Source organism: Actinopolyspora biskrensis (assembly GCF_013408175.1).
GTDB classification, from domain to species: domain Bacteria; phylum Actinomycetota; class Actinomycetes; order Mycobacteriales; family Pseudonocardiaceae; genus Actinopolyspora; species Actinopolyspora biskrensis.
In genome coordinates this window covers 198,698-221,311 of the sequence record NZ_JACBYW010000006.1, presented here as the reverse complement: position 1 = coordinate 221,311, position 22,614 = coordinate 198,698, and the positions used below count along the sequence as shown (strand labels likewise).

General features: G+C 69.3%; 23 protein-coding genes. 14 read left to right on the top strand and 9 right to left on the bottom strand.

Annotation, left to right across the window (positions count from 1 at the left end):
• Positions 1-32: 32 nt before the first annotated feature.
• Positions 33-902, top strand: coding sequence for a dihydropteroate synthase (folP, locus tag FHR84_RS16695; RefSeq protein ID WP_179536455.1), 870 nt, complete (start codon positions 33-35; stop codon positions 900-902).
• Between the two features lie 127 nt (positions 903-1,029).
• Here the strand turns inward: folP and FHR84_RS16690 are convergent, their stop codons facing one another.
• Positions 1,030-1,392: a hypothetical protein gene (locus tag FHR84_RS16690; RefSeq protein WP_179536454.1), complete on the bottom strand. Its 363-nt coding sequence runs from the start codon at positions 1,390-1,392 to the stop codon at positions 1,030-1,032.
• Positions 1,389-3,068 (bottom strand): hypothetical protein, encoded by a 1,680-nt coding sequence (locus FHR84_RS16685; protein WP_179536453.1) that lies wholly within the window; start codon positions 3,066-3,068, stop codon positions 1,389-1,391. The genes FHR84_RS16690 and FHR84_RS16685 overlap by 4 nt, the downstream gene beginning before the upstream one ends.
• Positions 3,069-3,425: 357 nt before the next feature.
• On the opposite strand from FHR84_RS16685, the gene FHR84_RS16680 reads away from it, so the two are divergent.
• The 4 genes from FHR84_RS16680 (at position 3,426) to FHR84_RS16665 (ending at position 5,451) form a co-directional block, all read left to right on the top strand.
• Complete coding sequence (locus tag FHR84_RS16680; RefSeq protein ID WP_179536452.1) at positions 3,426-3,758, top strand: helix-turn-helix transcriptional regulator; 333 nt, start codon at positions 3,426-3,428, stop codon at positions 3,756-3,758.
• Between the two features lie 176 nt (positions 3,759-3,934).
• On the top strand, positions 3,935-4,333 hold the full coding sequence (locus tag FHR84_RS16675; protein ID WP_179536451.1) for a DivIVA domain-containing protein: 399 nt from the start codon (positions 3,935-3,937) through the stop codon (positions 4,331-4,333).
• Positions 4,334-4,486: 153 nt separating this feature from the next.
• Positions 4,487-4,885, top strand: a complete 399-nt coding sequence (locus tag FHR84_RS16670) for an SRPBCC family protein (RefSeq protein WP_425489957.1) — start codon at positions 4,487-4,489, stop codon at positions 4,883-4,885.
• Positions 4,882-5,451, top strand: a complete 570-nt coding sequence (locus FHR84_RS16665; protein WP_179536449.1) for a DNA-3-methyladenine glycosylase I — start codon at positions 4,882-4,884, stop codon at positions 5,449-5,451. The genes FHR84_RS16670 and FHR84_RS16665 overlap by 4 nt, the downstream gene beginning before the upstream one ends.
• 73 nt (positions 5,452-5,524) lie before the next feature.
• On the opposite strand, the gene FHR84_RS16660 is transcribed toward FHR84_RS16665, so the two are convergent.
• The gene (locus FHR84_RS16660) at positions 5,525-6,313 is read right to left on the bottom strand and encodes an enoyl-CoA hydratase-related protein (RefSeq protein WP_179536448.1); all 789 of its coding nucleotides are present in this window, start codon (positions 6,311-6,313) and stop codon (positions 5,525-5,527) included.
• 563 nt (positions 6,314-6,876) lie between these two features.
• Between FHR84_RS16660 and FHR84_RS16655 the strand changes: the two genes are divergently transcribed.
• Entirely contained in the window at positions 6,877-7,044 is a 168-nt protein-coding gene (locus tag FHR84_RS16655; RefSeq protein WP_017976434.1) for a DUF3117 domain-containing protein, read from the top strand.
• A 219-nt stretch (positions 7,045-7,263) separates the two neighbouring features.
• Positions 7,264-8,832 carry a leucyl aminopeptidase gene (locus tag FHR84_RS16650; RefSeq protein WP_179536447.1) on the top strand — a complete coding sequence of 523 codons (1,569 nt, stop codon included), beginning with the start codon at positions 7,264-7,266 and terminating at the stop codon, positions 8,830-8,832.
• Positions 8,833-9,038: 206 nt separating this feature from the next.
• On the opposite strand, the gene tatB is transcribed toward FHR84_RS16650, so the two are convergent.
• The 4 genes from tatB to sigE form a co-directional block, all read right to left on the bottom strand.
• Positions 9,039-9,449 carry a Sec-independent protein translocase protein TatB gene (gene tatB, locus FHR84_RS16645; protein WP_179536446.1) on the bottom strand — a complete coding sequence of 137 codons (411 nt, stop codon included), beginning with the start codon at positions 9,447-9,449 and terminating at the stop codon, positions 9,039-9,041.
• 86 nt (positions 9,450-9,535) lie between these two features.
• Positions 9,536-11,170 carry a trypsin-like peptidase domain-containing protein gene (locus tag FHR84_RS16640; protein ID WP_179536445.1) on the bottom strand — a complete coding sequence of 545 codons (1,635 nt, stop codon included), beginning with the start codon at positions 11,168-11,170 and terminating at the stop codon, positions 9,536-9,538.
• A gap of 345 nt (positions 11,171-11,515) precedes the next feature.
• A complete protein-coding gene (locus FHR84_RS16635) occupies positions 11,516-12,241 on the bottom strand; it encodes an anti-sigma factor family protein (protein ID WP_179536444.1) in 726 nt (241 codons plus the stop codon).
• Entirely contained in the window at positions 12,238-12,912 is a 675-nt protein-coding gene (gene sigE / locus FHR84_RS16630) for an RNA polymerase sigma factor SigE (RefSeq protein ID WP_218863015.1), read from the bottom strand. The genes FHR84_RS16635 and sigE overlap by 4 nt, the downstream gene beginning before the upstream one ends.
• A gap of 551 nt (positions 12,913-13,463) precedes the next feature.
• Here sigE and FHR84_RS16625 point away from each other — a divergent pair.
• Positions 13,464-14,069 (top strand): O-methyltransferase, encoded by a 606-nt coding sequence (locus FHR84_RS16625; protein ID WP_343075307.1) that lies wholly within the window; start codon positions 13,464-13,466, stop codon positions 14,067-14,069.
• Positions 14,070-14,181: 112 nt separating this feature from the next.
• Here the strand turns inward: FHR84_RS16625 and FHR84_RS16620 are convergent, their stop codons facing one another.
• Positions 14,182-15,321, bottom strand: a complete 1,140-nt coding sequence (locus tag FHR84_RS16620) for a P-loop NTPase (RefSeq protein WP_179536443.1) — start codon at positions 15,319-15,321, stop codon at positions 14,182-14,184.
• A gap of 244 nt (positions 15,322-15,565) precedes the next feature.
• Positions 15,566-15,901, bottom strand: a complete 336-nt coding sequence (locus FHR84_RS16615; RefSeq protein ID WP_179536442.1) for a hypothetical protein — start codon at positions 15,899-15,901, stop codon at positions 15,566-15,568.
• A gap of 323 nt (positions 15,902-16,224) precedes the next feature.
• Between FHR84_RS16615 and FHR84_RS16610 the strand changes: the two genes are divergently transcribed.
• The 6 genes from FHR84_RS16610 (at position 16,225) to pstB (ending at position 22,553) form a co-directional block, all read left to right on the top strand.
• Positions 16,225-17,184 (top strand): HpcH/HpaI aldolase/citrate lyase family protein, encoded by a 960-nt coding sequence (locus FHR84_RS16610; RefSeq protein ID WP_179536441.1) that lies wholly within the window; start codon positions 16,225-16,227, stop codon positions 17,182-17,184.
• 140 nt (positions 17,185-17,324) lie between these two features.
• Complete coding sequence (locus FHR84_RS16605; RefSeq protein ID WP_246300681.1) at positions 17,325-17,891, top strand: HAD family hydrolase; 567 nt, start codon at positions 17,325-17,327, stop codon at positions 17,889-17,891.
• A 512-nt stretch (positions 17,892-18,403) separates the two neighbouring features.
• Complete coding sequence (gene pstS, locus FHR84_RS16600; RefSeq protein ID WP_179536440.1) at positions 18,404-19,495, top strand: phosphate ABC transporter substrate-binding protein PstS; 1,092 nt, start codon at positions 18,404-18,406, stop codon at positions 19,493-19,495.
• Positions 19,496-19,711: 216 nt separating this feature from the next.
• Positions 19,712-20,659, top strand: coding sequence for a phosphate ABC transporter permease subunit PstC (gene pstC / locus FHR84_RS16595; protein WP_179536439.1), 948 nt, complete (start codon positions 19,712-19,714; stop codon positions 20,657-20,659).
• Positions 20,659-21,747 (top strand): phosphate ABC transporter permease PstA, encoded by a 1,089-nt coding sequence (gene pstA / locus FHR84_RS16590; RefSeq protein WP_179536438.1) that lies wholly within the window; start codon positions 20,659-20,661, stop codon positions 21,745-21,747. Before pstC ends, pstA begins: the two co-directional genes overlap by 1 nt.
• 26 nt (positions 21,748-21,773) lie before the next feature.
• The gene (gene pstB / locus FHR84_RS16585) at positions 21,774-22,553 is read left to right on the top strand and encodes a phosphate ABC transporter ATP-binding protein PstB (protein ID WP_179536437.1); all 780 of its coding nucleotides are present in this window, start codon (positions 21,774-21,776) and stop codon (positions 22,551-22,553) included.
• Positions 22,554-22,614: the final 61 nt, after the last annotated feature.

Genomic DNA, 22,614 nt, shown 5'->3' with positions numbered 1-22,614 from the left:
TCCCGCGCGGTCCGCTGTGCCAGGATGGAAGCGTGCAGCCCCTCCGGTTCGGTGACAAGCGTGTGGCCGCGGACCGCCCGCTGGTCATGGCCATAGTCAATCGCACCCGCGACTCCTTCTTCGACGGTGGGCGCACCTTCGAGCAGAGCTCGGCGGCCGGCGCCGTGGAACGAGCCGTCTCCGAAGGGGCCGACATCGTCGACATCGGCGGTGTGCGCGCCGGAGCCGAAGGGGAGCGGGTCGATGTCGAGGAGGAGGCACGCCGGGTCGTTCCCCTCGTCGCCGAGCTCCGCCGGCGCTATCCGGAGCTGGTCATCAGCGTGGACACCTGGCGGCACGAGGTGGCCCGCCGCGTCTGCGAGCAGGGCGCCGACCTGATCAACGACAGCTGGGCCGGAGCCGACCCGGAGCTGGCGGAGGTGGTCGCCGAGTTCGACGTCGGAGTGGTCTGCTCCCACACGGGAGGTCTCCCGCCGCGCACCGACCCACACCGTGTCCGGTACTCCGATGTCGTGGCCGAGGTGGTGGACGAACTCGCGCGACGAGCCGAGCGCGCGGCCGGGATCGGTGTCGCCCCGGAGAGCATCCTGATCGACCCCACCCACGACTTCGGCAAGAACACCTGGCACGGGCTGGAACTGCTGCGCAGGGTCGACGAGCTGGTCGAGACGGGTTGGCCCGTCCTGATGGCGCTGTCCAACAAGGACTTCGTCGGGGAGACGCTCGGTGCCGGGGTGCACGAGCGGCTGGAGGGCACGCTGGCCGCCACGGCGGTCAGCGCCAGAGCGGGCGCCAGGGTGTTTCGCGCCCACAACGTGGCACAGACCCGCGCCGTCGTCGACATGGTCGCCAGCATCGCGGGTACCCGGCCGCCCACCGAAGTTTTGCGCGCCCTGGCTTAGGGGAACTTCGGCTGCCCGTCCGCCGTCACGCGAGTCGGCGCCTCGGAAGCGCTGGGGCACTTCGAGCAGCGGCTTCGCCGCTCGCCTTCCGCTTGCGAGGCATCCGGCTCACGCACCGGTGCCCGGATCAGAACAGGCCGCCGAGCAGACCCGCTATTGAAGCCACCGAGCCCGCGTGTCCGAGCGTGTCCAGCAGTGGGCGCAGCTTGGACCAGCGCTTCCGGACGCTGTCGCCGTCCGGGTGATCCTCCCGCAGCAGTTCCTCCAGTTCGGTGGCCTGGTCGTGGGCCCTGACGGCGTCGGTGTCCGAACGCTCGGCCAGCTGGGTGGTCAGCTCCGTCACGAGTCTGCGCAGCTCGTCGAGGTCCCCCTGGGGCCCCGCCTCGCTGCCGACCGCCCGTTCCACGTTGGCGCTCCCCCCGGAGGCGAAGTTCTGCGCCCCCACGAACGAGCTCGCGTGGAAGTTGAAGGTCTGCCCTGCCTCGTTCATCCGCTCTCCCTCCCGGGACCGTGCGTCGCTGTCGAAGAGGTGGGTACCGCCGTGGCGGTTCCGTTCGCCCCGAAGTTCTGGGCTCCGAGGAACTGCGATCCGTGGAAGTTGTTGGTGGTGTTGTTGATGATCCGGGTGGCCTGCTCCTCCAGTGCTTCGGTGCTGAAACCCCGTTCGACCAGGTGGTTGCGCACCGCGGACAGCGTGCGCTCCTGCAGCAGCGTGATGTGACGCTGCCCGTCCAGGTCCTGGAACTCGTTGACGCACTCCTCGTCGGCGGCCAGCTCCCGGATGCTGCGCACCTCACCGGACCCTTCCGAGGTGATCCGCCGGTGCGGCAGTGAACCGAGCAGCGTTCTCCAGCGCCAGGCGATGCTGCCCAGCAGCTGACAGAACTCGAGCAGTGCGGTGGCCGCGACTTCCCTGGTCGAGTTTCCGGCCACCCCGCGCAGACGGTAGCGCGGAGCCATCGGGTACAGGCAGTAGGCGTTCCACTCCAGGTACAGCGTGCGGTCGTCGCAGCCGATGTTGAACAGCGTCGACACGAGCAGGTCGGAGTTCCAGCTGAGCACACTGGTGCGCTGGAAGTGCCGCACCCATTCGAGGTCCTCGTCGACGAGCAGGTCCATCGTCTCCTGGTCCACATCGCTGACGGGAAGCCCGTTGTCCCGGGAAAGCAGCGCCTGTGCGGTCGGGGTGTGCCAGTTCCGGTGCAGGTTCTCGGTGTTGACGACGATCTGCGGGCTCACCCGTAGTTCGCGCAACCTCCTGCTCGGGGTGAGCAGATCCGAGTCCTGCATCGAGTGCAGTTCGCTCGTCACCGCGCTGTAGAGCTCCCTGGGGTGGAGGGTGGGAGTCCTCTCGGTCCGGTCGCGCGCGCGCAGCACCAGCGGAAGCGTCCAGGCGTTGACCCGGTGGCCGTGCCCGACGAAGGCGTGCCAGCCCGCGTGGGGCAGCACCGAGCTCTCATCCCCCTTGCGGGCCACGTCCTCCAGCAGAGCGCTGTGCCTGCGGGTGACTCCCGCGATCAGCGAGTCGGCCAGTTTGGCCACCACCGAGTTGGTGCCGACCGGGGTTCGGTTCCCGCCGGAGGCGATCAGGTGGCGTGTCACCCACTTGTCCAGCAGCAGCACCGCGAAGATCGCGACGGCGCAGAGCACGAACAGCAGGACGGGGAGCAGGACGGCGACGGCCCAGGGCGCGGAGGTCGTGCTTTCCGCTGAGCCCGTGCCGAAGCCGTCGTCCGCGGAGGTGGAGAGCCCGGCGAGTGTGGTGCTGACCCTGACACCGATCCACGTGTAGGACAGCCAGCCCACGAAGAAAGCCAGGGTGCTGACCAGTCCGATGATGCTGGTCTCCTCCTCGTCCGCGCGTGGTTTCCGCGGAGCGCCCGTCCAGAGCTGCCGTGAGGCGAACGCCAGCGACCAGAACAGCCACAGCGCTCCCCAGCCGAACAGGAAGGCGAAGCTGTAGGGAATGGCGACCAGCCCGGCCACCAGGACCAGGACCAGCACCAGCACGTCGCGCATCCGGCGCCTGCGCCGGGCCACCAGCGCCTGGGTGAGCACGAGCACGGCGTCCGTTCCCTGAGGAGGCGGCAACGCCTCTCGCGGAGCGTTCAGGTAGTTCTCGCCGATCCGGTCGGCCAGCTCGGGTTTGAGGTGCACGGCAGCCACGAGATGACCGTCGATTTCGGAGAGAGCCGGGGAGGGAGGTGGCGCACTCCGGGGTTCCTGGTCGGCTGCCTGGGGGTTCGGTTGCATCGAAGGCCTCTGTGCCGGTTTCGGTGACGCTGCGGTTCCGTGCTTTCCGCCGACGTGATCGTCCCTCCGCTGCGGGGGCGACGGGGCGATTCCCGGACAACTCACACGAACGGAGCAGTGACGGACCGGGACGGCCTCGTCGTGCCGTGCTGTGTGGACGTAGCGACCCACGTGTGACGCAGCTCAATCTTTCCGCGGTGTCAACAGGACCTAAGCCTCTTGTGGTGAGGACGGTGACAGTGCTCGTGGTGCAACGTAGAGTGGCGACTCGTGAAAGCTGATGCCCTTCGTGGTCATTTGGACGGACTGCTGCTGGCCACTCTGGATGGCAGGCGGCTGCACGGCTACGCGATCATCGAGGCACTGCAGCAGCGCAGTGGCGGAGCCGTTTCCCTGCCTACCGGGACCGTCTACCCCGCGCTGCGCCGACTGGAGAAGGCGGGCTACGTCCGCAGCGAGTGGAGCACGGTCGGAGGCAGGCAGCGCAGGTCCTACAGCCTGACCCCTTCCGGCAAGAGCGGCCTGGAGAACGAGCGGCGGGAATGGCGCGAGTTCACGGCCGCTATCGAAGGTGTGCTCTGCGGCGCCACGACTACCGTCTGACAGAGCTCGGACAGGGCTTCGCCGGTTCGGGTCGTTCCGGACCGGGAGCGCCGCGGGAAAGGACCCCGGTCGGCCATCGGCTCGACCGGTGAATCGCCGGACCCGGTCTCGGTCGAGGTCGTTCGGGCGGTGTGCGGTGCGTGCCGAGCGTGGAGTACGTGCCACTATCTGGTGCTGTGGCAAGTGCACTCATCTACGTCGTGGTCGTGCTCGCGGTGGCCGCCGTGGTCTACCTGCTGGCAAGCCTCGTCTTCGGGCGTGGGGAAGAGCTGGAGCCGTTGCGGCCGGGAGCGACACCCACACGGTTACCCCCCTCCCCCCTGGCAGGGCACGACGTGCGGTCGCTGCGCTTCCAGCTGGTTTTCCGCGGCTACAAGGCTTCGGAGGTGGACTGGGCCCTCGAGCGGCTGGCCGACGAGCTGGACGACACGCGGCGACGTGTCACACTGCTGGAACGAGAGCTGAAGGCCGAGCGGCAGCGGCGGGACGACTCGGCGGACGCGGACGGGGAGGACGCGCCGGACGGGGAGGACGCGCCGGACGGGGAGGACACCTCGCCGGAGCGGGAGCTCTGATCGTTCGGTGGCCCCGGTGCGGTCCGCGCACCGCGTTCGGTCCCGTGCCCGGTGGGCAAGCCCCGGTTCGTCCAGGACGAGGTGGTCGGAATGGCCGTTGGTGAAGTGCGTTCGAGGGTGCGTATCCCCTGCTCCCGGAGAACCGTGTGGACGGTGGCGACCGACTGGCCCGGACAGAGCGAGTGGATGCTCGGCACCCTGGTGCGCGTCACGGGCGGAGACGGGAGAAGCCCCGGTTCCGAGCTCGTCGCCTTCACCGGTGTGGGCGGCCTCGGGTTCCTGGACACCATGCGCATAGAGCTCTGGCAGCCGCCGTCGAGCTGTGCGGTGCGCCACGTGGGGAAGCCGGTGCGGGGCACCGGCGGGTTCACGGTGGAGCCCGCCGAGGGGTGCGGGACGGATTTCGTGTGGTGGGAACGCTTCGAGATCCCCACCGTGCTCCTGCCGCTGTGGTTGCTGGCGAAACCCGTGGTTTCCTGGGGGCTGGACCGATCGCTGCGCGGTTTCGCACGCCGCTGTCTGCGTTACGCACGGGAGAGGGGAGACCGGTGACCGCGGTGTTCGGTGACGACGGCAGGCGGAGGTGCCCCTGGGGTGCCGCCCCCGCGGACTACCGGGAGTATCACGACGCCGAGTGGGGCAGGCCGGTGCACGGGCAGCACGCCCTCTTCGAGCGGCTGTCTCTCGAGGGGTTCCAGTCCGGGCTCTCCTGGTTGACCATTCTGCGCAAACGCGCCGACTTTCGGCGCGCCTTCGAGGGGTTCGACCCGCATCGGGTCGCGCGGTTCGGGGAGCGCGAGCGGGAGTCGCTGCTCGCCGACCGGACGATAGTCCGCAACCGTGCCAAGGTCGACGCCACGATCGCGAACGCACGGGCAGTGCTGGAGCTGGACACCCCGCTGGACGAGCTGTTGTGGTCGTTCGCCCCGGAGCGGGAGCCGCACGCGCGTCCCGCGACGATGGAGGAGGTGCCCGCGACCACCCCCGAGTCGAGAGCCATGGCCGGGGCGCTGCGCGGGCGCGGGTTCCGCTTCGTGGGCCCGACCACCTGTTACGCGCTGATGCAGGCGACGGGGATGGTCGACGACCACCTCGGCGGTTGCTGGCTGGCGCGCTGACCGGCCACCGGCACCGCCGAGCTCCCGACCGGCCGGCACCGCCACACAGGCCGGAACGGCGACTCCGAGTCCCTCAGCTGCCGGTGAAGTGGGGGGACCTCTTGGCGACGAACGCGGCGACGGCCTCGTGGTGGTCGTGCGTGCCGCCGCACTGGTTCTGCGCCCCGGCCTCGACTGCCAGGGTCTCGTCCAGTCCCTCGGACGCCGCGGCGAGCATCGTCTCCTTGATCCTGGCGTAGGCGCTGGTCGGGCCCGTTGCCATCCGTTCGGCCAGCTCGGTGGCCTTCTCCGGGGCCTCGCCCGCGGCCACGACGCGGTTGACCATCCCGATGCGCTGGGCCTCGGAAGCTTCCACGGGTTCACCGAGCAGGAGCAGTTCCAGGGCCCGGCCGTAGCCGATGAGCCTGGGCAGGGTCCAGGAAGCCCCCGAGTCCGTGGAGAGCCCGACACCGGCGAAGGACATCACGAATTTGGCGTTGTCCGCCGCGACCCGCAGGTCGCAGGCATAGGCCAGGGAGGCCCCCGCGCCGGCCGCCACACCGTTGACAGCGGCGATGATCGGTTTGGGGAGCGTGGTCACCGCGCGGATCAGCGGGTTGTAGTGGTCCTCGACCGTGCGCAGCGGTGTCGGATCGTTCGAATCCAGTTGGCTGACGTGCTCCTTGAGGTCCTGGCCCGCGCAGAAGGCCTTCCCGGAGCCGGTGAGCACCACGGCGCGCACCGAGTCGGCGGTGGCCGCCTCGCGCAGGGCTTCGATCAACCGCAGCTTGAGCTCGGTCGTCAGCGAGTTGTAGGCGTCCGGCCTGTTCAGTGTGATCCTGCGCACGCCGTTTGTATCCTCGGTCAGCAGTACCTCGGTCACGGGGCTCCCTTCTCGGGTCGGGGTGGGACGGCCGTTCGCCCTGGTGGGGGACAGAACCACGTTCCGGTTGTCCGCCGGTTTTCCACAGTAGACCTCGTGGTCGCGCGTGGTTGGAGATGAGCGTGCCAGCCGAGGGGGCTCTTGTCGAAGGTGGCGGAAGGACGTGCGGAGTGCGTGGGCGACCGCGCAGTGGGACTTCGCCGGTTCGGTTCGCCTGGGGGCGCGGGACGGAACCTCTCGCGGGCTCTCGCTGCGGGACCCGGCCTCGGGTGGTGAGCTACCGGGGGCGAACGGGAACGCCGGGACTCGGCGGGTTCCGGTGGGAGGAGGGGCCGTTGTCCGAACGGTCCGGAACGTCCCGATGTGGACGCGTTCCGTGTCCACCTCGTTACCCGAAGAGGGGAATGAGGTGGAGCTCTCCGGCCGGGGCGGCGTTCGACCAGCGCAAAACGGACGGAAGTTGATCGGTTCGGTTTCGCGGGTGCGTCCGGATGGGGGAGAATGTAGGACAAAGGCTGGTTTGGTGACCAGCCGGTGGGATGAGTTCACGGAGGGAGCACGCTATGGCGGCCATGAAGCCCCGGACCGGTGACGGTCCCCTCGAGGTGACCAAGGAGGGACGCGGAATGGTGATGCGCATCCCGCTCGAGGGTGGTGGGCGTCTTGTCGTCGAAATGACGATGGAGGAGGCCACGAATTTGAGCGAGGCTCTAAACTCGGTCACCGGTTGAGGCCGCCGCGAGGTGATCGGCGGGCGAACCACGCCCCGGCGCAGCGAGCCGACCCCGGCATCCGCCGATGGTGCCGGGGTTACAGTACGCGAACGCGTCACGCTCCGGCGGGTCCGCACGCGTGACGGGTGAAAGAGCTGTCGCCGTTGTCCTCATCGGGAAGACAGCCCCCTTGTCCAGCACATGCCAGCCGAACAACCTGATCAGGAAGGTGCCGCAGTGTCCGGTTCCGCAACTTCGACTTCGAGCACAGACGCGATCCTTCCCGTTATTCCGACTGCCCTGGTCGAAGTCGACGTCGTAGAGCGGTGGCGCGACGGAATTCCGGCCGCGGTGCCGATACGCGATGTGGACGGCGAACCGGAGCTGGACACCCCCTGCGAGGTGTTCGGCGTGGAGTCCGGAACGCTGCGTGCGCTGGACGTGACCGGCAAGGCCGGGGAGGTGCGCACGGTGCCGTTGCCGGAGGCGCGCTTCGGTTGGACCGTGGGCAGCGGCGATGGCTCCTCCGCGAGCTGGCGCGCGGTGGGCGCGGCGTTGGCGCGGGCGGCCCGCGCCAGGCTGGAGGAAGCCGGAGCGGGCGGCGATGCTCCGGAGGACCTCGGGGAGGCGCTGGATGTGGAGTACCTCCAGTTCCGGTTGCCCGCGGAGGCCGACGAGGAGCTCGTCGCGGCACTGACCCTGGGGCTGGCGTTGGGAGACTACCGCTTTCGAGTGTCGAGTCATCCCGCGCCGCCACGGCTGCGCAAGGTGCTTCTCGTCGCAGGCACGGGGGAGGACGCGCAGCGGTTGCGGCCCGTCGCGTCACGGGCCCGCGAATGGGCCTCCGCCACAGCGCTGGCACGGGACCTGGCCAACACGCCCTCGAACGTCAAGGACCCGGCCTGGCTGGCGGGCACCGCCGCCGAGCTCGCCGGTTCCGTTCCCGGGTTGCGCGCCACGGTGCGCGACGAGAAGTGGCTCTCCGAGAACGGTTTCGGAGGGGTCCTCGCCGTCGGGGGCGGTTCGGCCCGCCCTCCGCGCCTGCTGGAGATGCACTGGGACGGTACGCGGAACTCCGAGGTACGGCACGTAGTGCTCGTCGGCAAGGGAATCACCTTCGACACCGGGGGGATATCGCTGAAGCCCGCCGACGGTATGGAGATGATGCGTACCGACATGGCCGGGGGAGGAGCCGTGATCGGAGCCATGCTGGCCGTGGCGCGGCTGGAACTGCCGGTACGGGTCACGGCGCTGGTTCCCATGGCCGAGAACCACGTTTCGGGCAGTGCCTATCGGCCCGGCGACGTGGTCCGGCACTACGACGGCACCACCACGGAGGTCGCCAACACCGACGCAGAGGGGCGAATGGTGATGGCCGACGCGCTCGGTTACGCGGTACGTGGGCACGACCCCGATGTGCTCGTGGACGTGGCGACGCTCACCGGGGCGATGAAGGTGGCGCTCGGTCTCCGCACCGGTGGCGTGTTCAGCAGTGAGCAGTCGTTCGCGGAACGGGTGCGTGCCGCCGGTGAGCGTGCGGGCGAGAGCTGGTGGCCGATGCCACTGTCCGAGGACCACGTCGAGGACGTGCGCGGGGCGAACGCCGATGTCCGCCAGGCGCCGCAGGGGCCCGGTGGTGTGATGGCCGCGTTGTTCCTCCGTGAATTCACCGGGGGATTGCCCTGGGCGCATCTGGACATCGCGGGGCCGGGACGTGCGGACAAGAACTACGAGGAAGTGGTTCCGGGAGCCACCGGCTTCGCCGCGCGGACACTGGTGGAACTGGTGGCCGGACTGGGCGAGTGAAGCGCGGGGCCCGGCTTCGCGCGTGACGAACCACCGGATCCGCTCCGGGAAGTTCGTCGCGCGTGAGGCCTTCCCCCGGCTACGGGGCAGTGGGAGCACGTCCGGCCGCCTCGCGACGCGCCCGGCTCACGCGCCGGAGCTGCTCGCGCCGCGTGGGCTGAGCACCCGGGCCGGGCGAAGCCCTTTGCCAGAAGTTCTGAGGTGGGTCAGGTGGTGTCCGAGTCGAACGGGGGACGTTCCCCGGACTCCAAGGGGCTGTGCTCGCGGGACCGCGGAGGTGTCGGTCCGGATCGGGAACCGTTGCCGTTGGTCTTGGAACCGCCGTTGCCGGTGACGTCGTCCAGCGGGTTCTCCCCGTCGAAGAGGTGCTTGCTCACCGCGCGCCGCGGGTCGAAATTGCGGACCTCGCGCAGGTCCTCCAGCGGTTTGCGAAGATCGTCGAATTCCGGGCCGAGTTCTGAGCGGATCTGTTCCCGCGCGCCCGTCGCGTACTCGCGAACCTGGCGAACCGTCTTGCCGAGCCACGCCGCCGCGGAAGGCAGCCGCTCGGGTCCGAGGATGAACAGACCGGCGACGATGAGAACGAGAATCTCACCCCAGCCGATGCTATCGAACACCTCGACTCCTTCCGGGATGACGCCGTTGTCCGGACATCGGCACGCTACCGAGTGCCGTGCGTGCTCAGCCTATCCAACTTTGCCTGCTAGTGAAGAGTGACGTCCAGGACAAGTTCGCGTCCTTGGCGAACGACCGTCACGGGGACCACGGCGCCCACGTCGTGCTCGTCGACGGCGACTTCCAGCTCATCGGCCCCACCGACCTCGCGGTCCCCGACCTCGGTGATCACATCGCCTTCCGAGAGGCCTGCTTCCTGGGCCGCTCCGCCTTCCCGCACGTTCTGCACCTGGGCACCGTCCGCCGCCCCGTCGGTGACGGATTTCGCGTCCACGCCGAGGTCGGGGTGCCGCACCTGTCCGGTGCGGATGAGCTGTTGGGAGATCTCGCGTACTCGGTCGATGGGGAGGGCGAACCCCAGACCGATCGAACCTCCGCTGCCGCCGGTCCCCATCGTTCTGATGGCCGTGTTGATTCCGACGACGGTCCCGTTGCCGTCCACCAGGGCGCCTCCGGAGTTGCCCGGGTTGACCGCGGCGTCGGTCTGGATCGCGTCGATTACCGCGTTCGTGTCGGTTTCTTCCCCGGCGAGCCGCACCGGTCGGTGGACGGAACTCACGATCCCGCTGGTGACCGTGCTTTCCAAGCCGAGTGGTGAGCCGACGGCCATGACCTTGTCCCCGACCTGCAGGTCCTTCGAGTTCCCCAGCTGGGCGACCGTGGGGTTGCCCACTTCGACCTTGAGCACGGCCAGGTCGGTCTCGGGGTCGCGCCCCACGATCCGCGCGGAGGTTCGGGTACCGTCCGAGAAAACCGTGAAGATCTTCGCGTCGGGTGTGTCCGCGGCCATCGAGACCACGTGGTTGTTGGTCACGATGTAGCCGTTGCCGTCTATCATGACGCCCGAGCCGGTTCCTCCCTGGGAACCCACCCTGACCTCGACGGAGACGACGGCGGGGACCACGCCGGAGGCCGCTCCGGCGATGGAGCTCGCGGGACGGTCCGCTCCCGGCTCCACGGTGGCCAGGGTCACATCCGGATTGGTCAGCGGGTTGCCCTCTTCGGCGGTTATCCGGCCGACGAATCCGCCTGCGGCCCCCACGAGCAGCACCACGAGCCCGAGGGTGACCAACGACCACGGGCGCACTCTGCGGCCGAAGAGCACCTCTCGCGCGCTGAGCAACGGGCCGGAGCCGGGGGAAGCGGGTTCCTCGTCCCGCTCACCGGTGAGGGCGGGGCCACCCAGCACGGCCCCCGTGGTGGGGTCCCGCCACGGGTCGTGCTCGTTCCCGTCCCCCCAGAGAACGGGGTCCTCCTCGGTGGAAGCGTCGGTTTCTCCGCTGTCCCAGGGGGAGCGTTGCAGCGACTCCGAGCTGTTCGTGGGAGGTCCGAAAGCCTTGGCGAGGGACTCCGGCGGTGGGGGTGCTTGTTCCACCCGAGGTGACAGGCCGGGGGCGTTGCTGCGGTCGAAGCTTCCGGTGACCCCTTCCGGCCTGCCGAAAACGGCCGACTCGGCCGGGGTCGCGGCCGTCCGCCGCGGAGGGGTCTCGTCCGAGTCCCGGGCCTCGCCCGCGTTCTCGTGCTCGGCCGCCGACGCCCCCGCCCGGGGAGACTGTCCGGAGTGGCTGGTGGCGCTCCCGTGGTTCGCGTGCGCAGCGGGTCCATCCGTGTTCGGATGCTGCGAGTCCCCCTGGTGCGCGGATGTCCTCGGCTGCTCGCTCATCGCTCCCCGGTCGTGTGCACGTTTCGGTTCGGCCGCTACCCGTGAGTGCATCACACGAAGGAGGCTTCGTGCTCACCGGAGCCGGAAACTCGTGCCGAACTCCGGAATCATCCAGCGCGTCGACGACCGGTCGTTTCGGCCGGAATCCATTCTGCCGGTCCGGGTGTGAAGTTCTCGTTGACGGTCACGTACCGGCTCCCGCTGCTTCCCGTGGCCGTCAGCCACGCGGCTGCTACGCGCTTCGGCGCGCGGGCCGCCACTCGAGAGCGGCCCAACACGGCAAGGCGCCGACTCACGTGACGGCTACTACCCGACCAGGCGCACAAGCCATGCTGCGAAGAATTCTCAGGGCGATTCGGGGGCGGTGGGGGTGGCAACCCTGCTCCCCACGGTCTCGGACGGAGTGGTGCTAACCGGGGTCCCGGGGGAGGAGGCAGCCAGGGTTCCCGGCGCGGGGCTGGTGGATGTCACCGAGGACTCGGCCTCCTCGACGGCTCCGCCGTGGGGAGCCTGATCCGGAACCGTGGTGACGTTGTTCCGGACACTGTCGGCGGGGGTGTTCATGAAGGCGAGCGCTCCCAGCACGAGGCCGGAGAACACCACGCCGGCACCCTGCTTGGCCCGGCGTCCACCGAACTTCGAATGGTGCTGGCCGGATTCCGCCTCGCTCTGCTCACCTTCCAACGGGCCGGGCCGGACCGCACCACCACCCAACGGGAGCTCCGCTCCGAGCGGGGAGGACTTCGCTCCGGCGTTCCTCCCGTTGGTGGTGACGAGGCGACCGTCCTCGCTCAACGCGAGGTTGTCCGGTTGTTCGGGGAGCTCGGCGGTGCTGGGGATCGACTGCAGGGACTGCAGCAACTGTGGGGAGATCGAAGGAGTCGAGGCCGTACGCACTGCGGAACGCGCCTGTCGCTGGGAGTCCGCCTCGGCGGCGCAGCTGGGGCACGTCGCGAGATGGGCGGCGGCGCGGTCGTGGGCGCTCGGACTCAGTTCGCCGTCCACGAAAGCGACCAGCGCGTCCAGCGCGAGGTGCTGCTCCGGCAACCCCCAACCTCGAAGACCGGTCATGCGGTTTCCTCCCGATCGCGCTCGCGGCGAGCTTCCAGGGCTGATTTGAGCAGCTGCCGGCCCCGATGGATCCGGCTGCGCACAGTCCCTAGCTTCACGTCGAGTGTAGCGCCGATTTCCTCGTAGGAGAGCCCTTCGACGTCGCACAGCACGATGGCCGCGCGGAACTCGGGAGGCAGCTCCTCCAGGGCCGCCTGCAGGTCCGGGTCGAGATGTGTCGCCTGATACACCTGTTCCGGGCTGGGACCGCTTCCGGGGATGCGGTCGGTGTCCTCGGGGAGCCCTTCCATGCGCACCCTGGAACGCCGCCGCGCCATGTCGAGGAAGAGGTTGGTGGTTATGCGGTGCAGCCACCCCTCGAACGTCCCCGGGCGGTACGAGGCCAACGAACGGAACACGCGGATGAAGGTTTCCTGCGTCAGGTCCTCGGCGTCGTGCTTGTTCCCGGAGAGGCGGAAGGCCAGCCGGTAGACGCGGTCCGCGTGTTCGCGGACCACCTCCTCCCAGGACGGTGGGGTCCAGTTGGCCTCGGTGGCTTCGGAGGGGGAAGTGACCGCCGCTTCGTCGCTCGCTGTCGCCCGCACCGGCGGATCGCCGGCCTTGGCGGCTTCCGGACCGGTGTCGGTCGTCTGCGGCGAAGCCGAGCTCGGTGCTGCCGTGTGAGTGGCCATGTGGCGGGAAGGCACCTCCTGCGGGCGGGTTGCGCCCCGTAAAACGATCTCCCCGGCCGGTTTGTTCCCGTCTTCACGGGAAGGGGTTGCGAACCGCCGGATATGACGCCTCCACTGTCCCCCTCGCGGGTGAGTTGACCGTGATAGAACTCTGAGAAACCGCTGAGAACTTGTCCGAGGCCCCGGGCGCCGGGGACGGAAACGAGGTCGGTCGGCCGGAGCCCCGGGGCCGTTCCCGTCGTTTCGCCTTCAAGGTACCCCCTCGCGAGCCGGTTCGACACGGGGCGAGGGCCGTTTCACCGGCTGTTTCCGCACCGTGGACGGGGGGCGACGGCGGGAAACGCGTCCGACGGGGCGGGTGTGATCGTGGAGCGCGGGTGCGGCGTTACTCCGGCGTGCGCACGTGACACGATCCGTTTCGAAATCGTTGTGACCCACCTCGCGGGCACCACCCCGGTTCGACGATAACCTGTTCAACCGTGCAACCCGAAATTTCCTCCCCCGCGCCGAGGGGCGGCGGTGCGCCGTCTCCCCGGAACAACTTCGGGGACGTGTCAGTTCGTGCTCGAACCTCCGGGCGCGCTCCCGTGGAGCTGGTCGACAGCGATCACGGCGCGGAGCGGGGCGTCGCCGAGCGTTTCGGGTCTCCCGAGGCGGTGTTGCGCTTCCTGGCCGCGGTGCTCCGGGCGAAGTCCGTGGTCGAGGTCGACGGTTCGACCCCCACCGCGCTCGCGTTGTGCGAGGGGATGGTCGCGGAGGGCACGCTGACCTGCATCACGCTGGACACGGAGGTGCAGAGTTCCGTGCGCAGCGCCGTCGCCGAGGCCGAGATGTCGACCCACCGGCTGCGCATGATCACCGAGGTGGCCTCCGGGGTGCTGCCCAAACTGGCGGAGGGGACCTACGACCTGGTGCACGTCGTGGTCGGCAGCGCCAGGACTGCCTCCCTGCTCGAGCTAGCGACGCCGTTGTTGCGCCCGGGCGGGACGCTGGTCCTCAACGGGGCGTTCGAGCGGGACGAGGGCTCCGACCGCTTCGGAGCGGACGGGGGTCCGCGTATGCCGCGCGAGGTGTTGCACGCGATCCACACGGACCCCCGTCTCGTCCCGGTGGCCCTGCCGACGGGGAGCGGGCTGCTCGCGATCGCCCGCGACTGATCCCGCGGGCCCGCCGGGCTCGTGGCTGTTCGACGCCGGGCGCCCGCTCACGAGCCGACGAGGGCTCCGCCGCGCGGGCACTCACGCGAACCCGAGCGGAAGAGCCCCGGTCTCAGGCCGGAGAAACGGACAGCAGCTGGCCCGCGAGCCCGCGTGCCCTGGTGGACAGCTTCTTGGCCACGTCGCTGAGCACCGTGCTCGCGGGGGAGTCGGGGTCCTGAAGGACGAGCGGAGCACCGCTGTCGCCGGACTCCCGGAGACGTGTGTCGAGCGGGACCTGCCCGAGCAGCGGGACCTCCGAACCGACCGAGCGGGTCAGCGACTCCGAGACGATCTGACCGCCCCCGGACCCGAAGACCTCGACGCGCTGGCCGTCCTCGAGTTCCATCCAGGACATGTTCTCGACGACCCCGGCGATCCGCTGGCGCGTCTGCATGGCGATGGCACCGGCGCGCTCGGCCACCTCGGCAGCGGCCTGCTGCGGGGTGGTGACCACGAGGATCTCCGCGTTCGGGATCAGCTGGGCCGTCGACAGCGCCACGTCACCCGTACCGGGCGGGAGGTCCAGCAGCAGGACGTCGAGGTCTCCCCAGAAGACGTCGGAGAGGAACTGCTGGAGGGCCCGGTGCAGCATCGGACCACGCCACACGACCGGTGTGTTGCCCGGGGTGAACATGCCGATGGAGATCAGCTTGACCCCGTGCGCCTGCGGCGGCATGATCATGTTCTCGACCTGGGTGGGCTTGCTCTCGGTGCCCAGCATCCGCGGTACGGAGTGCCCGTAGATGTCGGCGTCGACGACGCCGACCGAGAGTCCGCGTTCGGCCATGGAAGCGGCGAGGTTGACCGTCACGCTGGACTTGCCTACACCGCCCTTCCCGGAGGCGACGCAGTAGACCCTGGTCAGCGAGCCGGGCTCGGCGAACGGGATGCGGGGTTCCTCCGCGTCACCCCGCAGCTGCTTGCGGAGTTCGGTGCGTTGCTCGTCGCTCATCACGTCGAGTTCGACCTCGACCGAACCGACACCGGTGACCTCGGAGACCGCCGAATCGACCCGCTGGGTGATGGTCTCCCGCATCGGGCACCCTTGCACGGTCAGGTAAACACCGACCTTGACGTCACCCTCGGAACCGATGGTCACGTCCTTGACCATGCCGAGCTCGGTGATCGGCTTGTGGATCTCCGGGTCCTCCACCTTGGTGAGGGCCTGCCGCACCGCGTCCTCGGTGGGAGTGGGCTGAGTTGTGGTCACGGCTACGCGACACCGACCTTTCCTGCGCTGGTGTGCCACCACATATGCTACGGGCGAGTACGGGTGGGATCACAGCCCGACCGCCTACCGCGTCCTCGGGTCCCCGCTCCGTGTCGGCGGACCACCGGAGAGTCACTCCTCCGCGGGGCCGGACGCGGAGCGGACGGGTGCGTCCCGCACCCCGCGCGGGCGGGGCTGTGTCCGTGCCGAGCCGGGTGGTCCGCGGACCCCGGCGACGGCCGGGTCATCCCTCGGTGGGAGGTGCCTCGGACGAGGAGTTCACCGCCCGTGCCAGGTCGAGCGCGGCCAGATCGGCGAACAACCATCCGTTCGGCGGCAGCGGTGTGCTGGGAGCCGCCTGCAGGGAGCGGATCAGCTCGGCCACTTCGGCGGCCCGCGAGGGATCCGCGGAACTCGCCGACTCGACCAGGTCCCGCCACTGCTGCTCGGTGCCCTCCTCGATCACGATCCCGCGGAGCCTCGTGAACAGTGCGGTGACGCTGCTTCTGGCGGACTCGGGAACGGTCTCGAGCTTGTCGAGACGAGCCGTCGCCTCCCGGACCTCTTCGATCGGTGCCATGTCGTCCCGTCCCCCGTTTCGGGTGCTCTCCGTTCGGTGGCCCCCTCGCGCTCCCGGAGCCGTCCGGAAAGTCGTCCCCGGGGTGGCGAGGCGGCGCGGGCCTCGTCGTCGCCGGACATGGTAGTGCCCGACGGCGCCGGTTCGTCGGTGCGGCCGCGGGCCGTGTCGACGGCGGAGACCCCTCCTGCCGCTGGTGGGAGTCCGCGGGGTGCCGTCGTGGCCGCGGCGAATATACTCCGGCCCGCGGCCGGGCCGACTCGTGAGACCACCCCCTGAGACGGCCCGGACCGGTTTTCCCGCCCCGGCAGGAGGAGTCCCCCACATTGACCGCCGCACAGCGCTCCCGACGTAGTTGCCTCGCCGTTCCCGGTTCCGCGCCCAGGATGATCGAGAAGGCGCGCGGACTGGTCGTGGACCAGTTCTTCCTGGACCTGGAGGACGCGGTGGCCCCGCTCGTCAAGGCCGAGGCACGCGGCGAGGTCGTCGGCGCGTTGAACGCGGGTGGATGGGGGGACAAGATCCGCACGGTCCGGGTGAACGCGCTGGACACCGAGTGGACCTACCGCGACGTGGTGGACGTGGTCGAAGGCGCGGGTGGCTCGTTGGACACCCTCATGCTGCCCAAGGTCTCCGGGGCGGATCAGGTCCGCTGGCTGGACCTGACGCTCTGCCAGCTGGAGAAGGCCCTCGGGCTGCCCGCCTCCTCGATAGGGATCGAGGCGCAGATCGAGGACGCGAAGGGGCTGGCCGAGGTGGACTCGATAGCGGCCTCCTCGGCCAGGCTCGAGGCGTTGGTCTTCGGGCCCGCCGACTTCATGGCCTCGATCAACATGCCTTCGCTCGTCGTCGGGGAACAGCCACCCGGGTACGACGTCGGCGATGCCTACCACTACGTGCTCATGCGGCTGCTGACGGCCGCGCGGGCGAACGGGCTGCAGGCCGTCGACGGGCCCTACCTGCAGATCAGGGATCAGGAGGGGCTGCGTCGTGTCGCGGGACGTTCCGCCGCGCTCGGGCTGGACGGCAAGTGGGTGCTGCACCCCGCGCAGGTGGAGGAGGTGAACGGGATCTTCTCGCCGAACCAGCGGGACTACGACCGGGCGGAGAACATTCTCGACGCCTACGCCTGGTACACCTCCGAGGAGGGCGGCAGGCGCGGGGCGGCCATGCTGGGTGACGAGATGATCGACGAGGCCTCCCGCAAGATGGCCCTGGTGGTGGCCGGTAAGGGACGCGCGGCCGGGCTGCGCCGCACCGAGCCCTGGCACCCCCCGCGCGACTGATTCGGGCGGGCTCCGGTCCGGGGCTGCCCGGGTGGTCGTTCCGGCTCCGGAAGCGCCGGGGGAAAGCCCGACCGACGACCGGGAACGGCTCGGCCGGAGGAGCTCCGCTCCCCGGGAACGGGCAGTGTTGTAAGGAATCCTTGGTTTCTCGTTCACCCCGCGTGCGTGGTGTCGGCGCCCTGCCGGTGCGCAGGCTGTGCGTGCCTGTTCGCCGGTACTGGGAGACCGCGGTGTTCGCCGAATCGGATCGCGCGGTGGCGCTGGGTTGGGACGGCACCCTCGTCGAGCGGGAGCGAGGCGGTGCTCGACTGACCTGCGGCGCCGACGAGCTCCTGCGGGGAGCGCGCGCTGCGTCCGTCCCGGTCATAGTGCTGACCCGGACCGCTGTGGAGCGTGTGGCTTCCGAGGCGCGGCGGTTGCGCGTCGCGGACGGGCTCTCCATCGTGATCGCCGGCGTCGAGGACGAGACCGCCGAGCTGCGCGCACTGGCGGCCGAGTACCCGTGTCTGGCGCGGGTGGCCGGTTCCGAGGAGGAGGTTCGCGCCGCGCGGGGCGCGGGGGTGCTCGCGTTCGGCTTCTCCGGCGGTGGGGTCCCCGGGGCGCGGTTGCGTGCGGCGGGGGCCGAGGCGGTGGTTTCCCGGCTGGACCGCGCCCTGGCCGTGCGCGTGACCGCGCGGCGCCTGTTCACCGTCTCCGGGGAGCTCTGACGGAGCGTTTTCCCGTTCCGGCGCCGCCGTGGCCGGGAACCTCCGGCAGAAGTTAGTTCGGGTTGCTGCTCGGGGTGCCCCGCGACGCTCCCGAGGCCCCGACCACGCGGGCGGCAGCCGACCAGCTGCGCAAAGTTCCGTTTTCGTCGTGGGGCGAAGGGCGTCGTCGAACGCTCGAACGAGCGTACCGGCCGGAGCGCTGTCGGCAACTCCGGACGGATTCCCGAAACTCTCCGTAACCCTCCGTGTTCGGGATGTCGTCTTGTGTTTGCTTTCAGCGGAAATGCTGGTTCTCCCGCGGTGTGGAGTGGAGCTGACCACTTGTTTTCGGTGCGATTCCACAGTGTGTCCTTTTCGTCGTCCCGGCGTGGCGAACGATTTCCGTGGTTTGTTATTCCATTGCTGTTCATCTCGGTTGATTCGCCACGTCACCTTTTCGGTTTAACGTTTTCACCGCCAGTGCAGACCTCGGCCGGTAAGCCCGGTCGCAGCAGCGTGAAAAGGGGCTACCTGTGCAGCGCAGTATTGTCAGACGTGTTGTCGCCGGTGCGGCGGTAACGACGCTGACCCTGGTTCTCGGGGCATGTGGCGCCGCCAACGAGGAGTCCGGGTCGGGCGACGGTTCGGGACTGTCCGGAACTATCGACGGGGCCGGTGCCAGTTCCCAAGAGGCCGCACAGCAGGCCTGGCGCGCGGCCTTCTCCGAGAAGAATCCGGACCTCACGATCAATTACTCGCCCATCGGTTCCGGCGGTGGGCGCGAGCGCTTCGTCTCGGGGGCCAGCGACTTCGGCGGTACCGACGCCGCGCTGGAAGGCGATGAGCTGTCCAAGGCCAAGGAGCGCTGCGGCGATCTCGTCGAGCTCCCGGTGTACGTCTCCCCGGTCGCGGTGTCCTTCAACCTCGAGGGCGTCGAGAAGCTGAACCTTCGCCCCGCGACGATCGCGAAGATCTTCAACCAGCAGATCACCGAGTGGAACGCCCCGGAGATCGCCGAGGCCAATCCGGGCGTCGACCTGCCGGACACCCCCATCACCCCGGTGAACCGCTCCGACGAGTCCGGTACGACGGAGAACTTCACCGACTACCTGTCCACGGCCGCACCGAACGCCTGGCCCCACGAGGTGAGCGGTGACTGGCCGGTTCCCGGTGGCGAGGCGGCCAAGGGGACCTCGGGAGTCAAGAGCGCCATCGACGCCGGCCAGGGAACCATCGGTTACCTGGACGCCAGTCAGGCCGGTGACCTGGGGCAGGTGGCCGTCGGGGTCGGCGACGAGTTCGTTTCCTACTCCCCCGAGGCGGCCGCCAAGGTGCTGGAGGTCTCCGAGCGCAAGAAGGACCAGGGCGAGCACGTGTTCGCCTACGACCTGGCACGGGACACCACCGAGTCGGGCACCTACCCCATCGTGCTGGTCTCCTACGGGATGGCCTGCGGCAACTACGAGGACGCCGAGACAGGTGAGCTCGTCCGCTCCTACTTCGAGTACATCCTGAGCGAGGAGGGACAGCGGAAGGCGGCCGACTCGGCAGGCTCCGCCCCCATCTCCCAGGCACTGCGCGAAGAACTGCGCCCCGCCGTCGAAGCCATCGGCGCGAACGGCTGATCCGCTCGTTCCCAACGCCGGAAGGGAACGAAGGGACCCCCGCGAACGCGGGGGCCGAGCCGAGAGTCCGCCGGCCGAGATCTCGACGAACGGTGATCGCGGCGGCCCGGGACGGTTCCGCCCCGGGCCGCCGCTCACCCGTGAGGACTCGGCTCGACGGCGGGTTCCGGCAGTGAAACACCGCCGTCCGACCGGGAATATCCGAAGGGACCGTCCGTGAGCAGTATCGGACAAGACGCCGTGCAAGGCCGTCGCGCACGCAAGCGGCCCGCCGACCAGGCCTTCAGAGGGATCACCACCGGCGCCGGTGTGCTGATCCTGGTGGTGCTGGCGGGTGTGGCCGCTTTTCTGCTGATCGAGGCCTGGCCGGCCTTCGTGGCGCCCGCGGAGGAGATTCCCGGTGAGGGCGGCCTCGTCCTGTACATCTGGCCGCTGGTGTTCGGCACCCTGCTGGCCGCGGCGCTGGCCCTGGTGCTCGCCGCCCCGCTCGCAGTGCTCATCGCCCTGTTCATCACGCACTACGCCCCGCGCAGACTCGCCCAGCTGCTGGGCTACGTGATCGACCTGCTCGCGGCCGTTCCGAGCATCATCTACGGGCTCTGGGGATTCACGGTGCTGGCCCCGGCCACGCTGACGCCGACGGGCTGGCTGGCCGAGAACCTCGGTTTCATCCCGCTCTTCGCGGGTCCGGCCTCCACCACCGGTCGCACCATGTTCACCACCGCGCTGGTGCTGGCCGTGATGATCCTCCCGATCATCACGGCGGTGATCCGCGAGGCCTTCCTGCAGACCCCGAAGCTCTACGAGGAGGCCGCCCTGGCGCTCGGGGCGACCCGGCTGGAAATGATCAGAACGGCGGTGCTCCCGTTCGGGGGCTCCAGCATCCTGAGCGGTTCCATGCTCGGTCTGGGACGTGCGCTGGGGGAGACGATGGCCGTGGCGATCGTGCTCTCGGCCTCGGGAGGGATCACCTTCAACCTGATCAGCTCCGGCAATCCGGCGACGATCGCGGCCAACATCGCGCTCGAGTTCCCCGAGTCCTCCGGTGTCGCCATCGACGCCCTGATCGCGTCCGGCCTGGTGCTGTTCGCCATAACGCTTGTCGTCAACATGATCGCCCGAGCGGTCATCAACCGCCGCACCGACTTCTCCGGAGCCAGTTGATGAGCACCCCCACCAAATCCCGCCCCGCGCCCCCGGAAACGGACCCGCCCGGCGACTCCACACGGCTGGTCCGCGGTTCGCTGCCGCGGAGGGCGTCGTGGGGCGCCCTGGGCGCGGCGACCCTGGTGGCCGCCGTCGTCGCGGCCCTGACGGGTTTTTCCGTCACGCTGTTCGTGCTCCTCGTCGTGGTGCTGTACACGGCGGGGATGTACGTGTGGTCACGTTCGGCCGAGGGAAGGCGCAAGGCCGCCGACCGCGCCTTCACCTCCGTGGTCACCTCGGCCTTCCTGATCGCGTTGACCCCCCTGATCTCCGTGGTGATCACGGTGATCTCGAGGGGAGCGGAACGGTTCGACGGGAAGTTCTTCTCCTACTCGATGCGCGGGGTGGTCGGAGACGGTGGCGGTGCCTACCACGCGATCACGGGCACGCTGATCACCAGCGGACTGGCCACGCTGATGTCGGTGCCCATCGGTTTGGCCACCGCGGTCTACCTGGTCGAGTACGGCAGAGGGCGGCTGGCCAAGTCGATCACGTTCTTCGTGGACGTGATGACGGGCATTCCCTCCATCGTGGCCGGTCTGTTCGCCTACGCGCTGTTCACCCTGGTGTTCGGCGCCGGAACCATCAACGGTTTCGCCGGAGCCGTCGCCCTGAGCGTGCTGATGATCCCCATCGTGGTGCGGTCCAGCGAGGAGATGATCAAGCTCGTTCCGGACGACCTGCGCGAAGCGGCCTTCGCGCTGGGAACGCCGAAGTGGAAGGTGATTCTGCGCGTGGTGCTGCCGACGGCCGTCGCCGGTATCAGCACCGGCGTGACGCTGGCCATAGCGCGCGTGGTCGGCGAGACGGCCCCGCTGCTCATCGCCACGGGTACGACGGCGAGCACCAACTTCAACCCCTTCTCCGGGCAGATGGCCACTCTCTCGGTCTTCTCCTACTACGAGTACGCGAGCCCGGGGGTTCCCCCAGAGCCCTATCTGGCGCGTGCCTGGACCGCCGCGCTGACGCTCATGCTCATCGTGATGGTGCTCAACCTGGTGGCCCGGTCGATCTCCCTGTTCTTCGCGCCGAAAACTCGCAGCTGAATCGCCGAACCGGATAGGAGCCAGCAATGGCGAAGCGCATCGAAGTCGAGGACCTGGACATCTACTACGGCTCCTTCCGCGCTGTGCGGAACGTGTCCATGACGATCCATCCGCGCGCGATCACCGCGTTGATCGGCCCCTCCGGGTGCGGCAAATCCACCTACCTGCGGGCGCTCAACCGCATGCACGAGCTCATCCCCGCCGCGCGCGTGGAGGGGCGGGTCGTCATGGACGAGCAGGACCTGTACGCGCCCGGCGTGGACCCGGTCGACGTCCGCAAGCACGTCGGCATGGTCTTCCAGCGGCCGAACCCGTTCCCGACGATGTCGGTCTACGAGAACGTGGCGGCGGGGCTGCGGCTCAACCACAAGCGGATACGCAAGTCCGAATTGGACGGAATCGTCGAGGAGTCGTTGCGCGGTGCCAACCTCTGGGAGGAGGTCAAGGACCGCCTCGGCAAGCCGGGGTCCGGACTCTCCGGTGGGCAACAGCAGCGGCTCTGCATAGCGCGGGCCATCGCCGTCAAGCCCGACGTGCTGCTGATGGACGAGCCCTGTTCGGCGCTCGACCCCATCTCGACGCACGCGATCGAGGACCTGATGGCCGAGCTCAAGGAGAACTACACCATCGTCATCGTCACCCACAACATGCAGCAGGCCGCGCGGGTGAGCAACTACACGGGGTTCTTCAACATCGGCGGCACCGGGGAACCGGGGGAGCTGGTCGAGATCGACGAGACGCCGACGATCTTCTCGACCCCCACCCACACGGACACGGAGGAGTACATCTCCGGCCGCTTCGGCTGATCGACGTTTCCGTAACCGGGCCGACGACTCTCCGGTAGCCACGCCCGGAGGTCGTCGGTTC